At 71.4% G+C, this 13,909-nt stretch carries 12 protein-coding genes; 9 read left to right on the top strand and 3 right to left on the bottom strand.

From position 1 onward, the window contains the following. Nucleotides 1-29: 29 nt before the first annotated feature. Nucleotides 30-275 (bottom strand): type B 50S ribosomal protein L31, encoded by a 246-nt coding sequence (locus OG982_RS28410; RefSeq protein WP_266949684.1) that lies wholly within the window; start codon nucleotides 273-275, stop codon nucleotides 30-32. 30 nt (nucleotides 276-305) lie between these two features. Continuing rightward, entirely contained in the window at nucleotides 306-470 is a 165-nt protein-coding gene (gene rpmG / locus OG982_RS28405; protein WP_266781961.1) for a 50S ribosomal protein L33, read from the bottom strand. A gap of 104 nt (nucleotides 471-574) precedes the next feature. On the opposite strand from rpmG, the gene OG982_RS28400 reads away from it, so the two are divergent. The 9 genes from OG982_RS28400 to OG982_RS28360 all read left to right on the top strand — a co-directional run bounded on the left by OG982_RS28400 (nucleotide 575) and on the right by OG982_RS28360 (nucleotide 12,397). Next, on the top strand, nucleotides 575-1,114 hold the full coding sequence (locus OG982_RS28400) for a toxin-antitoxin system HicB family antitoxin (protein ID WP_266781963.1): 540 nt from the start codon (nucleotides 575-577) through the stop codon (nucleotides 1,112-1,114). A gap of 78 nt (nucleotides 1,115-1,192) precedes the next feature. Then, nucleotides 1,193-2,029, top strand: coding sequence for a DUF4097 family beta strand repeat-containing protein (locus tag OG982_RS28395; RefSeq protein WP_266781965.1), 837 nt, complete (start codon nucleotides 1,193-1,195; stop codon nucleotides 2,027-2,029). A 137-nt stretch (nucleotides 2,030-2,166) separates the two neighbouring features. Further along, nucleotides 2,167-3,147, top strand: a complete 981-nt coding sequence (locus tag OG982_RS28390) for an ATP-binding cassette domain-containing protein (protein ID WP_266781967.1) — start codon at nucleotides 2,167-2,169, stop codon at nucleotides 3,145-3,147. Then, nucleotides 3,144-3,935, top strand: coding sequence for an ABC transporter permease (locus OG982_RS28385; protein WP_266781969.1), 792 nt, complete (start codon nucleotides 3,144-3,146; stop codon nucleotides 3,933-3,935). The genes OG982_RS28390 and OG982_RS28385 overlap by 4 nt, the downstream gene beginning before the upstream one ends. A 73-nt stretch (nucleotides 3,936-4,008) precedes the next feature. Further along, a complete protein-coding gene (locus tag OG982_RS28380; protein WP_266949683.1) occupies nucleotides 4,009-5,253 on the top strand; it encodes a cytochrome P450 in 1,245 nt (414 codons plus the stop codon). 159 nt (nucleotides 5,254-5,412) lie between these two features. Continuing rightward, a complete protein-coding gene (locus tag OG982_RS28375) occupies nucleotides 5,413-6,825 on the top strand; it encodes an MFS transporter (protein ID WP_266781971.1) in 1,413 nt (470 codons plus the stop codon). 34 nt (nucleotides 6,826-6,859) lie between these two features. Continuing rightward, complete coding sequence (locus OG982_RS28370; RefSeq protein ID WP_266949681.1) at nucleotides 6,860-7,831, top strand: polyphosphate kinase 2 family protein; 972 nt, start codon at nucleotides 6,860-6,862, stop codon at nucleotides 7,829-7,831. Between the two features lie 63 nt (nucleotides 7,832-7,894). Continuing rightward, nucleotides 7,895-10,615 carry an HAD-IC family P-type ATPase gene (locus OG982_RS28365; protein WP_266781975.1) on the top strand — a complete coding sequence of 907 codons (2,721 nt, stop codon included), beginning with the start codon at nucleotides 7,895-7,897 and terminating at the stop codon, nucleotides 10,613-10,615. Nucleotides 10,616-10,627: 12 nt separating this feature from the next. Next, nucleotides 10,628-12,397: a SulP family inorganic anion transporter gene (locus OG982_RS28360; protein ID WP_266949679.1), complete on the top strand. Its 1,770-nt coding sequence runs from the start codon at nucleotides 10,628-10,630 to the stop codon at nucleotides 12,395-12,397. Between the two features lie 33 nt (nucleotides 12,398-12,430). Here the strand turns inward: OG982_RS28360 and OG982_RS28355 are convergent, their stop codons facing one another. After that, on the bottom strand, nucleotides 12,431-13,771 hold the full coding sequence (locus OG982_RS28355) for a diacylglycerol kinase family protein (protein WP_266949677.1): 1,341 nt from the start codon (nucleotides 13,769-13,771) through the stop codon (nucleotides 12,431-12,433). Nucleotides 13,772-13,909 lie beyond the last annotated feature (138 nt).

Raw genomic sequence — 13,909 nt, 5'->3', positions numbered from 1 at the left:
CACGACGGCCAGTCCGCGGTCCCGCTCCGTCAACGGGCTCCGTAGCGGCGCTCGAAGCGTTCGACGCGGCCGGCGGTGTCCATGACGCGGGCGGTGCCGGTGTAGAAGGGGTGGCTCGCCGAGGAGATCTCGACGTCGACCACGGGGTAGGTCTGGCCGTCCTCCCAGTCGATCGTCTTGTGGCTGGTCATGGTGGAGCGGGTGAGGAACGCGGTGCCACTGGCGCTGTCGCGGAAGACGACGGGGCCGTAGGCGGGGTGGATACCGGATTTCATGGCGATGTCCTTCCAGTGAGGTGGGGCCGGTCAGCGCTCTTCGCGGAAGTCGACGTGCCGCCGGGCGACGGCGTCGTACTTGCGCAGCACCAGCCGGTCGGAGTCGTTGCGCCGGTTCTTGCGGGTCACGTAGGTGAAGCCGGTGCCCGCGGTGGAGCGCAGTTTGATGATCGGGCGAATCTCGTTGCGTGCCATGCGGCCAGTATACGGAAATGGTTGCCATTTTCAATAGGGGTGGGGAGCGCCACATGGCGCCACAATCGCTTGACGTGGCGCCACAATGGCGCCACCATGGCTACATGGACCTGACCCCCTACGTCGATCACCTCCGCCACGAACTCGCGGTCGCCGCGAACGCCGGCGGGGACGAAGCCCGCGCCCTGGCCGAACGGCTGACCGCGCCGCTGGAGTCGGCCGCCCGCCTGACGCTGCTGAACGCCCTCTCCGCCGCCTCGGACGAGATCACGCGCGAGCTGGCGCCGGGCTCGGTGGACGTGCGGCTGCGGGGGCTCGACCCCGAGTTCGTGGTGACGGCGCCGCCCGCGCCGGAGGCGCCCGGCGAGGGCGCGGCCGAGGTTGACACACCGATGGCACCACCTGTGGCACCAGTGGCGCCACTCGCAGGGGACGGCGACGAAGGCGGTACGGCCCGCATCAACTTCCGGCTCCCGGCGCACCTCAAGGCCCGCGTGGAGCACGCGGCGGCCCAGGAGGGCCTGTCGGTCAACGCCTGGCTCGTGCGGGCGGTGTCCCTGGCCCTCGAACCGGGCGCCGGCCCGGCCCAGCCCGCCGCCCGCGCCCCGCGCCACGGCCAGAGCTTCCGGGGCTGGGTCCGCTAGTGCAGTGACCCGCGCCGGATCCGCCGACAGCGACCGCGACCGCGCAACACCCACCAGAGCCAAGAGGACGGGACAGCCATGCCTTCTTACGACACGCCCGAACCCATCACCGCGATCATCGAGTTCGAGGTCGGCGACGTCCGGATCACCGCGAGCAAGCGCACGAACACGGTCGTCGAGGTCCTGCCGAGCAACGGCGCCGAGGAGACCGACGTACGGGCCGTGCAGCAGACCAAGGTCACCTACGCCAACGGCGTCCTGACCGTGAAGGGGCCCAAGAAGCGCTCCCTGTTCGGCAGGCACGGATCGATCGACGTGACCGTCGAACTGCCCGCCGGCTCGCACCTCCAGTGCGCCTCCCCCATGGGGGACTACACCGGCGAGGGGCCGCTCGGGGACTGCCGGGTCAAGACCTCGCTCGGCGACATCCGCCTCGCCGAGGCGGGCGTCGCGAACCTGCGCACGGATCACGGGGACATCGCCATCGACCGGGCCGTCGGCACCGCCGAGATCAGCGGGTCGGGCCGGATCGAGATCGGCACGATCACGGGCTCGGCCACCGTCAAGAACGGCAACGGCGAGACCACCATCGGCGAGATCACCGGCGATCTGTCGGCCAACTCCGCCAACGGCCGCATCGCGGTCGGCACGGCACACGCCTCCGTGGAGGCCAAGTCCGCCAACGGCAGCATCCGCGTCGACGAGGTGGCCCGGGGTGTCATCCGGCTCCAGACCGCCGTCGGCGACCTGGAGATCGGCATCCGCCAGTCCACCGCGGCCTGGCTGGACGTCAACTCCCGCTTCGGCACCGTCCGCAACGCGCTCGGCGCGGCCGAGGGCCCCGGCGCCTCCGACGAGACCGTCGAGGTCCATGCCCGCACCGGGGCCGGCAACGTCGTGATCCGTCGCGCCTGACCTCCTGTCGCCCCCGCTCCCCCTCGCTCCCCCTCGCTCCTCTCACACCGCCTCCCCGTGCCGGCCGGCAGAAAGGCCGACCCGGATCTAGGCATGCCATTTCACGGGTGACATTGCACCTGTTGGGAGACACGACCATGACAGCGACCACCAGCGTCACCACCACCGCGCCGGCGATCTCGGCCCAGGGGCTGCGCAAGTCGTACGGCGACAAGGTCGTCCTGGACGGCATCGACCTGCACATCCCCGAAGGCACGGTCTTCGCCCTGCTCGGCCCCAACGGCGCCGGGAAGACCACCACCGTCGAGATCCTCTCCACCCTCATCGCCCCGGACGCCGGTCAGGCCCGGATCGCCGGTCACGACCTCGCCCTGCGGCCCGAGGGCGTGCGCGCCGCCATCGGCGTCACCGGCCAGTTCTCCGCCGTCGACAACCTCCTCACCGCCGAGGAGAACCTGATGCTGATGGCGGACCTGCGACACCTGCCCGGCCCCGAGGGCAGGCGGCGCGCAAACGCGCTGCTGCGCCGGTTCGACCTGACCGAAGCCGCCCGCAAGCACGTCAGCACCCTCTCCGGCGGCATGCGCCGCAAGCTCGATCTGGCGATGACCCTGGTCGGCGAACCTCGGGTCATCTTCCTCGACGAACCGACCACCGGGCTCGATCCCCGCAGCCGCCGCACCATGTGGGAGATCATCCGCGGGCTGGTCGTCGAGGACGGCGTGACCGTCTTCCTCACCACGCAGTACCTGGAGGAGGCCGACCAGCTCGCCGACCGCATCGCGGTCCTCGACCAGGGCCGGCTGGTGGCCGAGGGCACGTCCGACGAACTCAAGCGCCTCATCCCCGGCGGGCACATCCGGCTGCGGTTCGCCACCGTCGGCGAACTCGACACCGCGGCACGGCACTTCGGCGCGGCGGCGCGCGACCTCGAAGAGCTCACGCTGCGCATCCCGAGCGACGGAAGCATCCCGAACCTGCGGACCGTACTCGACGTCCTGGACGACGCGGCGGTGCAGGCCGAGTCGCTGACCGTGCACACACCGGACCTCGACGACGTGTTCCTCACCCTCACCGGCCACAGCACCCCCGGCAACGCCACGGAGATGACCCGATGAGCACCCTCGCGTACGCCGTCAGCGACTCGATGACCATGCTGCGGCGCAACCTCAAGCACGCGCTGCGCTATCCGACGATGACCCTCTCCGTCGTCGTCATGCCCGTGATGATGCTGCTGCTGTTCAACTACGCGTTCGGCGGCGCCCTCGGCAGCGGAATCTCGGGCGCGCCCACCGGCGGCGGCGCGTACATCGACTACGTCGCCCCCGGCATCATCCTCATGGCCGCGACGGCCGGGGCGGTGGCCACCGCGGTCAGCGTGTGCGTCGACATGACCGAGGGCATCGTCAACCGGTTCCGTACGATGTCGATCTCCCGCGCCGCCTTCCTCACCGGGCACGTCGTCGGCAGCGCCCTCCAGACCCTGGTCGCCATCGCCCTGGTGATCGGCGTCGCGCTCGCCATCGGTTTCCGCCCCGACGCCACCGCCGTCGAGTGGATCGCCGCGATCGGCCTCCTCACGCTGCTCACCCTGGCCCTGACCTGGCTGTCGGCCGGGATGGGCCTGGTGGCCAAGACCCCCGAGTCCGCGAGCAACGCGCCCATGCCGCTGACCTTCCTGCCCTTCCTCGGCAGCGCCATCGTCCCGACCGACTCGATGCCGACGGGACTGCGCTGGTTCGCCGAGTACCAGCCCTTCACCCCGGTCATCGAGACCCTGCGCGGCCTGCTGACGGGCACCGGAATCGGCAACAGCGGATACATCGCGCTCGCCTGGTGCGGCGGCCTCACCCTGGTCGGCTACCTCTGGGCGCGTTCCGCCTTCGGACGCACCGCCAGGCGGTAGGCGGTGGGCGCGGATCCCGCCGAGCCACTTCACACCGACGACCACACACACGTCACCCACCACGGAGGACACCGTGCAGAACAACACCCCGTCGAACCGCCCCGGGCCCCGGACCGACAGCACCGAGCCCGTCACCTTACCCACGCGGCGCGCCGCCGGCTGTCCCTTCGACCCGCCCGCCGGTCTGGCGGAGCTGCGCGACGAGCGGCCGCTGACCCGGATGGCGTACCCCGACGGGCACGTCGGCTGGCTGGCCACGGGCTACGACACCGTCCGCTCGATCATGGGCGACTCCCGCTTCAGTTCGCGCTACGAGCTGATGCACTACCCGTTCCCCGGCGGGCCCGAGGGCCCGCTGCCGCCCGCGCCCGCCGGTGACATGACCGGGATGGACGCGCCCGAGCACACCCGCTTCCGACGGCTCCTCATGGGCAAGTTCACCGTCCGCCGGATGCGCCGGCTCACCGAGCGCGTCGAGGAGATCACCGCCGAGCACCTGGACGCGATGGAGCGCCGGGGGCCCGGGACCGACCTGGTCGAGGCGTTCGCCCGGCCCGTCCCCGCGCTGATGATCTGCGAGCTGCTCGGGGTGCCATACGCCGACCGCGAGCGTTTCCAGAGCTACGCGCACACGGCGATGAGCCTGGCCGTGACGCCCGAGGAGCGGTACGGCGCCATGGTCGGGCTCCAGGACTACATGGCGACGCTCGTCGCCGCCAAGCGCGCCGACCCCTCCGACGACCTGCTCGGCGACCTGGCCCGGGACTCCGACCTCACCGACGAGGAACTGACCGGCGTCGGCGGCTTCTTGCTCGCCGCCGGGCTCGACACCACCACCAACATGATCGCCCACGGCACCTTCGCGCTCCTCGTCAACCCGGCCCAGGCCGAGGCCCTGCGCACGGACCCGGAGCTCGCCCCGCAGGCCGTCGAGGAGCTGATGCGCTACCTCACCATCGCCCACACCAGCGTGAAGAGCGCGCTGGAGGACGTCGAGCTGGACGGCCGGCTGATCGAGGCGGGCGACACCGTCACCCTCTCGCTCGAAGCCGCCAACCGGGATCCCGAGCGCTTCCCGGACCACCCGGACGCCCTCGACCTGCACCGCAAGGCCACCGGCCACTTGGGCCTCGGCCACGGCATCCACCAGTGCCTGGGCCAGCAGTTGGCACGCGTCGAGATGACGGTGGCGCTCCCCGCGCTGCTCCGACGGTTCCCCACGCTGCGGCTGGCCGTGCCGGCCGAGGAGGTGCCGCTGCGGACCGACATGAACATCTACGGCGTGCACCGCCTGCCGGTCACCTGGGACGAGGCCTGACCTCCCCGCGGCCGGCTCGAAGAATCCCCACCTCGTAGCCTGACCGCCCCGCCGCCCCGGCATGCGCGGGGCGGCGGGGCGGCGCACTCTGAGATGGAGCGGCGGCTCGGGTGGCGCGGCGTGACCGTCCGGCCGGACCGATGTGCGGAGGTGGTGACGGTGGCCGGCACACGAGCCCCGCAGCGGCCGTCCAGCGCTCAGCGGCGGGTCCTCGCCCCGCTGGCGCTGGCGCAGTTCATCTGCAGCTTCGCCGGGTCCAACATGAACGTGATGATCAACGACATCAGCGAGGACCTGGACACCACCGTCCAGGGGGTGCAGATCGCCATCACGATCTTCCTCCTGGTCATGGCCGCGCTGATGATCCCCGGCGGCAAGCTGACCGACCGCTACGGCCGCAAGCGCTGCCTCCTGGTCGGCCTCGTCGTCTACGGCGTCGGCGCCCTGCTGAGCGCCGCCGCCCCGGGACTGGGCGTGCTGATCCTCGGGAACTCGATCCTGGAGGGCATCGGGACGGCCCTGCTCATCCCGCCCGTCTACATCCTCACGACGCTCCTGTTCACGGACCTGACCTCACGGGCCCGCGCCTTCGGCGTCATCATGGCGCTCGGCGGCATCGGCGCCGCAGCCGGGCCGCTGATCGGCGGGCTCATCACCTCGTGGCTGAGCTGGCGTGCGGCCTTCGTGTTCCAGGCCCTGGTCATCGTCGTGATCATCGTGCTGAGCCGGAACCTCAAGGACCCGCTGCCAGCCGATCCGACGCGCCCGTTCGACACCACCGGAGCGGTCCTGTCGGCCGCCGGTCTCATCCTCGTCGTCATGGGCATCCTCGCGGCCGACAACAACGTCTGGCTCATGCTCGGCCTGCTCGCCGCCGGCGCGCTCGTGCTCCTGTGGTTCTTCCTCTCCGTACGGGCCAAGGAGCGGGCGGGCAAGGAACCCCTGCTGTCCACCAGCCTGTTCCGCGACCGCACGTCGAACCTCGGCCTCGTCACGCAGAACGTGCAGTGGCTGCTGCTGATGGGTTCCTCGTTCACCGTCGCGGCCTACCTCCAAGTCGTGCGCGGCTACGATTCCGTCCAGACCGGCGTCATCTTCACCGCCGCCACGCTCGGCCTGCTGGTGTCCTCGCTCGCCGCCGAACGCCTCGCCAAGCGGCGGCCCCAGCGGACGCTCATCATGACCGGCTTCGTCGTCACCATCGCAGGCATCGGCATCCTGGTCGCGATGGCCGGCGGCTCCCCGAACCCCTGGGCCCTCACCCCCGGACTCCTGCTGATCGGACTGGGCCTCGGCGTGATGCTGACCCCCTCGGTCAACCTCGTCCAGTCGAGCTTCCCCGAAGAGCGGCAGGGCGAGATCTCCGGCCTCTCGCGCAGCGTGTCCAACCTCGGTTCCTCGCTCGGCACGGCGGTCGCCGGCACCATCCTCGTCGCCGGCCTCACCAGCGGCGCGTACGCCGCCGCGATGATCACGCTGGCCGTGATCGGACTCGCCGGGCTCGCCGCCGCGGTGCTCCTTCCGAGGAAGCCGCGGCTGGAAGGCGATCATGCCCGGCCGAGCACAGAATGACCACGAAGGACATCCTCACGCGAGGTGACTGGTGATGTCGGACGAGAGAGCCGAACGCATCGCGGATTTCATCGAGCCGCTACGGGTGCGACCGGGGTCGAAGGTGCGCCTGGACCGGGACTTCGATCCCCGCTACAAGGCCGGTCTGAAGAAGCGCGAGGGGATGGAGCTGCTGCGGACCGGGGTGTCGTTGCTGGCCGAGTACCAGGAGCGGCTCGCCGCACAGGACACGTACGGCGTACTGCTCTGTCTCCAGGCGCTCGACGCCGGAGGCAAGGACGGGACGATCCGCCATGTGATGAGCGGCGTCAACCCTCAGGGTGTACGCGTCAGCAGCTTCAAGGTGCCCTCCACCGAGGAACTCGACCACGACTACCTGTGGCGCTACGCCCGGCGGCTGCCGGCGCGCGGCGAGATCGCCATCTTCAACCGCTCGCACTACGAGGAGGTCCTCGTCGTGCGGGTCCACCCCGAGAACCTCGTCCGGCAGAAGCTGCCCGCGGGCTCGATCGGGCCGGGCGTCTGGGACCGGCGCTACCGGGAGATCAACCGCTGGGAGCGCTACCTCACGGACAACGGGTTCAAGGTGGTGAAGATCTTCCTGAACCTGTCCAAGGAGGAGCAGCGCACCCGCTTCCTGAAGCGGATCGACCTGCCGGAGAAGAACTGGAAGTTCTCCGCGGCGGACGTTCGGGAGCGGCGCCGCTGGGATGACTACCAGCATGCGTTCTCCGAGATGCTGTCGGCCACGAGTACGCAGTGGGCGCCGTGGTACGTCGTGCCGGCGGACCGGAAGTGGTTCGCGCGGCTCTGCGCGGGGGCGATCCTCGCGCACACCCTGATGGACATCGATCCGCAGTACCCCGATGTGGGGGAAGAGGCTCGCAAGGACCTGCTCGTCACCAAACGGGCGCTGGAGAAGGAGGCGCCCGCCGGAGCCCAGGCCGACCCGTACGCCGCCCGGCACGGCAAGCCGAGGAGCAAGCCGAAGAAGAAGCGTGGCTAGCGGCCCTCGGACGGCGCGCGACCGGCCCGGATGCGTCCGCGGCCGCGGATCGGAGGCAGAACCATGACGGTGGGGTCGGATGCCGTGGGAGAAGAGCCCCGCGCCGCCGGGGACGGCTGGTACGCGCGATCTCCCGAGGAGGTCGTGGCGGCGTTCGGGGTCGACGCCGCGGTCGGTCTGTCCGCGGCGCGGGCCGCCGAGCTCCTGGCCGCGCACGGCCCGAACGCGCTGCCCGAGGAGCAGCGGACTCCGGCCTGGCGCCGGTTCCTCGTGCAGTACCGCAGCTACATGCAGATCGTCTTGGTGGCCGCGGCGATCGTCTCGCTGGCCATCCGGGAGTGGACCACCGCGGTCCTGCTCATCGTGCTGACACTGCTGAACGCGGTCGTGGGGCTTCGCCAGGAGGGCAAGGCCGAGAGCGCCATGAACGCGCTGAAGTCGATGCTGAAGGCGACGGCGCGGGTGCGCAGGGACGGCCGGGAGGCCGAGATCCCCGCCGAACAGCTCGTGGACGGCGATGTCGTGCTCATCTCCGCCGGGGACCAGGTGCCCGCGGACGGCCGTCTGATCGAGGCCAACGCCCTGCAGATCGACGAGTCGGCGCTCACCGGGGAGAGCGTCCCCGCCGCGAAGGAGACCGGCGCGCTGCCCGGCAGCCGGCTGTCGCCCGGCGACCAGACCAACACGGCGTTCATGAACACCCCGGTCACACACGGCAGCGGCGTCATGGTCGTCACCGCGACCGGTGCGGACACCGAACTCGGCAAGATCTCCGGGATGCTGTCGGCCACCGAGAAGGAGGTGCCGCCGCTGACCAGGGAACTCGACCGGCTGACCCTGTGGATCACGGCGGCGGCGGGCCTCACCATGATCGTGATGTTCGCCCTGGGACGCCAGCGGGACCAGGCCTGGGACGTGCTGTTCGTCAGCGCGGTGTCGCTGGCCATCGCGGCGATCCCCGAGGCCCTGCCGACCGTGACCCAGGCGATCCTGTCCGTCGGGAGCCTGAACCTGGCGAAGCGGCACGCCATCGTGAAGGAACTTCCGTCGGTCGAGACGCTGGCGTTCACGTCGGCGATCAACTCGGACAAGACCGGCACCCTGACGATGAACCAGATGACGGCCGTCGAAGTACTGAGCCCCACCGGCCGGTACACCGTGTCGGGCACGGGATACGGACTCGAAGGCAAGGTCCATCATGCCGCCGGGTCCGCCGCGGGGATCGAGGACGCGATCCTGCCGTACGTGGTGGCCAGCGACGCCAAGCTGGTGGGTGGCGAGGTCGTGGGCGATCCCACCGAGGGCGCGTTGCTGGTGCTCGCGCACAAGGCCGGCCTGGACACCGACGCCACCAGGGACGCCCTCCCCCGGCTCGCGACGCTCCCGTTCGACCCCGAGTACAAGCTGATGGCCACCTTCCACTCGGCGCTCGACGCCTCCGGCCGGCCGGTCGTGCGCTGCTTCGTCAAGGGAGCCGCGCCGGCGGTGATGGCGCGGGCAGCCACCGCGCTCGCGGCAGGCGAAACCGTCCCGTGGGACTCCGGTCTGCTCCGCCGCGCCGAGGAACAGAGCGAGCGGATGGGCGGCGAGGGGCGCCGGGTGATGGCCGCGGCCACGCGTGACCTGGACCCGGCCGGCTTCGACCCGGAGGGCGACCTGCTCACGTACGTCACCGAGCTGCGCATGACCAGTCTCGTCGGCATGGTCGATCCGCCCCGTGAGGAGGCGAGGGCCGCGGTGGCCGACGCTCAGGCGGCCCACATCCGGGTCCGGTTGGTGACGGGGGACGACGTCACCACCGGGGCGGCGATCGCCCGGCAGATCGGCATCCCCGGCGAGGCGGTGCTCGGCGCCGATTTCGCCGCCATGAGCGAGGAGGAGCAGCTCGCCCGCATCGAGGGGATCGGCGTGGTGGGGCGGGTCGCACCGGAGCACAAGGTGCTGCTCGCGAACACGCTCAAGAAGAAGGGCGAGGTCGTGGCGATGACGGGGGACGGCGTCAACGACGCTCCCGCCATCAAGGCCGCCGACATCGGCATCGCCATGGGCAGCGGCACGGACGTGGCGAAGAACGCCGGACGCATGATCCTCTCCGACGACAACTTCGCCACCATCGTCTACGCCGTGGAGCAGGGCCGGACGATCTACGACAACCTCACGAAGTACATCCGGTTCGTGCTGCTCCTGCTGGTCACCTTCGTGCTGACGTTCCTCGGGGCCACCGTCTTCAACATCGCCGCGGGCGAGCCCTTCACCCCGCCGCAGGTGCTGTGGATCCACTTCGTCGTCAACGCCTCGTTCGGCTTCGCGCTCGGCTTCGACCGGGAGAGCGCCGGACTCATGCGGCGCAGGCCGCGTCCTCGCGGGGAATCGGTGCTCACGCGGCCCGTGCTGGTCACGGTCGCACTGGGCGGGCTGGCGATCACCGTCCTCCTGCTCGGGCTGATCCAGCTCGGCCAGAGCCGCTACGACAGCGCCGCGACGGGCCAGTCGATCGCGTTCACGGCCTTCTCGCTGTGCCTGATCGTGGCCGCCTTCGAATGCCGCAGCGAGACGGAATCCGTGCTGACGCCGTCCACGTTCGACAGCAAGCAGATGAACTGGGTCGCCCTGGCACAGTTCGTCCTCTCGGTGATGGTGACCCAGATGGACGGCTTCCGCCGGGTGCTGGGGACGACCGAGGTCAACGCGAGGCAGTTCGGCTGGGCGCTGCTGGCCGCCCTGGTCCTTCTGCTCGTGTGGGAGCTGGGCAAGCTCGTGGCCCGCCGGTCGAGGACTGTCTGAGGGAGGCTGTCCGTGACCACCCGGCACGACGGGCACGGGGTCCGCTCCCTCTTCCGGGGAGTTCCCGGGGTCCGCGCGGTCGCGTCGTACCGGCGCGAGTGGCTGGTCAAGGACCTGGTCGCGGGAATCGTCCTGACCACGCTGCTGGTGCCGCAGGGCATGGCGTACGCCGAGCTGGCGGGCCTGCCGGCCATCACCGGCCTGTACACGACGATCCTCTGCATGCTCGGGTACGCGGTGTTCGGGCCGTCCCGGATCCTGGTGCTGGGCCCGGATTCCTCGCTGGGGCCGATGATCGCCGCCACCGTGCTGCCGCTGGTGGCGGCCGACGGGGATCCCGACCGGGCCGTCGCGCTCGCGTCGATGCTCGCGGTCATGGTGGCGGCCGTCATGATCCTGGCCTCGGTGGCGAAGCTCGGCTTCATCGCGGACCTGGTCTCCAAGCCGACGATGATCGGCTACATGAACGGCCTGGCCCTGACCATCCTGATCGGTCAGCTGCCCAAGCTGCTCGGCTTCAAGGTCGAGGCGGACAACCTGATCGGCGAGTGCGTCGGCCTCGTGCGCAGCGTCGCCGACGGGGCGGCGGTACCGGCCGCCGCCGTGGTGGGTCTCGGCGGCATCGCGCTGATCCTGGTCCTGCAGCGCTTCCTGCCGAAGATCCCGGCGGTGCTCGTGATGGTGGTCCTGGCGATCGCCGCGGCCTCCGCCTTCGACCTGGGCGAGCACGGCGTCGGCCTGGTCGGGGTACTGCCCGAGGGCTTCCCGCCGTTCACGGTGCCCGACGTGCGGCTCTCCGACCTCGCGCCGCTGCTCGGCGGTGCGCTGGGCATCGCCCTGGTGTCCCTGGCCGACACGATCTCCAACGCGTCCGCCTTCGCCGCCCGCACGGGGCAGGAGGTCCGCGGCAACCAGGAGATGGCGGGCGTCGGCGCGGCCAACCTGGCGGCCGCCCTCTTCCAGGGCTTCCCCGTCAGCACGAGCGGGTCCCGTACGGCGGTCGCGGAGCGTGCGGGGGCGAGGAGCCAGCTCACCGGGGTCGTCGGAGCGGCGCTCATCGTCCTGATGCTCGTGCTGGCCCCGGGACTGTTCCGCAACCTCCCCCAGCCGGCCCTGGCCGCCGTGGTCATCACCGCGTCGCTGTCCCTGGCCGACATCCCGGGAGCCGTACGGCTGTGGCGCCAGCGCCGGACGGAGTTCCTGCTCTGCTTCGCGGCGTTCGCCGGGGTGGCCCTGCTCGGCGTGCTGCCCGGGATCGCCATCGCCGTGGGCCTGTCGGTCCTCAACGTGTTCCGCCGCGCCTGGTGGCCGTACGACACCGTGCTGGGGCGGGTTCGGGGTCTGGAGGGCTTCCACGACATCCGCTCCTACCCGCGGGCCGAGCAGCTGCCGGGGCTGGTGATCTACCGGTTCGACGCCCCGCTCTTCTTCGCCAACGCCAAGACCTTCCGGGACGAGATCAGGCGGCTGGCCGGCGCGGACCCGCGGCCGAGCTGGATCGTGGTCGCGGCGGAGCCCATGACCGACGTGGACACCACCGCCGCCGACATCCTGGAAGACCTCGACGAGGCGCTCAACGCGGACGGCGTCCACCTCGTGTTCGCGGAGATCAAGGACCCCGTGCGGCGGAAGATCGAGCGGTACGGACTCACCCGGACCATCGACCCCGCGCACTTCTTCCCCACCGTGGAGGCCGCCGTCGCCGCCTTCCGCCGGCGCACCGGAGCGCAGTGGACGTCCGGCCCCGGAGCCGCCGATCCCCCGCCGACCGGCGGGAAGTGACGGCCCGGCCGCCGTCCCGGCACGGTGCGCCGCTCAGGCGGCGCCGCGTCCCGCGGCGGTCCGCCCCATGGTCAGCGCCAGCCGCCGCACCCGGCGCCAGTCCATCGGCACCGAGCCGCGCGGCACCCCGGGACGGTTCCGCGGCACGCGCACGCGCAGCGCGCCCGCCGCGATGCGGCAGCGCACCGGAGTGGACAGCGTCAGGGCCTCGCCGTCGACCCCGACGGGGATGACGGGAGCGTCCGCGTCGACGACGACCTCGCGGGCGGTGACGGCGGTCAGTCCGCGGCCCTGCCCGCCGGGCAGCAGGAGCTGCGCCGCCTCGGCGGCGTTCGCGACCTCGACGCCCAGCACCCCCAACACGCCGGAGTCCAGTCGCTCCCGGCGCCCGAGCCCCGCCGAGTCTCCCCTCTGATAGGGGTTGTTGCTCACCAGTACGGCCTGGGGGCCGTCCAGGGCCAGCTCGTCCGCCCGGACGCTCAGCAGCGAGCCGCCCGCATGGGTGAGCAGCGCCGGGAGCATCTCCAGGATGGTGCGGGCCTTGTCGTCGCGGTAGGCCGGACTCTGCACGACTTCCGCGTACACGCCGAACGAGGCACTGTTGACGAAGACGCGCCCGGGATCCCCGTCAGCCGGTTGTCCCTCGTGGATGTAGCCGAGGTCGACGCGCAGTTCGACGCCGTCGGTCAGTGCATCCAGGCACCGGGAGGGGTCCTGCCGGTCCAGGCCCAGGTCCATGGCGAAGTGGTTGCGGGTGCCGGCGCTGATCACCATGAACGGAACGTCGTGCTCCACGGCCACGGCGGCGACCAGGGCCTGCGTCCCGTCACCGCCCGCGACGCCGAGCAGGTCGGCCCCGTCCGCAACGGCCCGCCGCGCCAGCTCGGCCACGTCCTGCCGGTGGTCCGGATCCAGGACGACGACCTCGGCGCCCAGGGCCCTGGCCCGCTCCGCCAGGCGGAACCTCTCGACCTTTCCGCCGCCCGAGCGCGGATTCATGATCAGGTAGGGCCGCTCGGCGCGGACCACGGAGCGCTCCGGCATGCCCGACGCGCTGTCCTGGGCGAGAGCGGCACTGCCCGCGGCAACGGCCAGCGCCCACAGTGCGAGCGAGACCAGCACGACCCACAGCAGCCCTGCGGAGGCGTACAGGACCAGGACGGCGATCGGTGCGACGACCACCAGCAGCACGGCCAGCGCCCTGATCCAGCCGGTGTGCGTCAGCATCCACCACACGCCCGCCGCGGTCAGCGCCAGCCCGGCCCATCCCACCCCCATCAGCAGGAGGCTCGCGAGGCCGCCGAAGACCACCAGCACGACGAGCGCCGCCAGGCCCGTCGCCAGGGCCAGACGAGCGGTCCAACGTCTGCTCATGGGACGACCTCCCGCCGCTTCACCCGCTGCCGGACACGAGCCGGCACCCACTTCAGGCTACGCAGGCCGCCCCCGCGCAGCCTGCCGGCCGCGGCCACGCGTGCTCTCCCGTCGCCTCCCACGCCTGCCTCCCGCGCC

It is taken from the genome of Streptomyces sp. NBC_01551, assembly GCF_026339935.1.
Lineage (GTDB): Bacteria > Actinomycetota > Actinomycetes > Streptomycetales > Streptomycetaceae > Streptomyces.
Note: the sequence above shows the minus strand (reverse complement) of the source record. Positions and strands in the feature narration are given on the sequence as shown.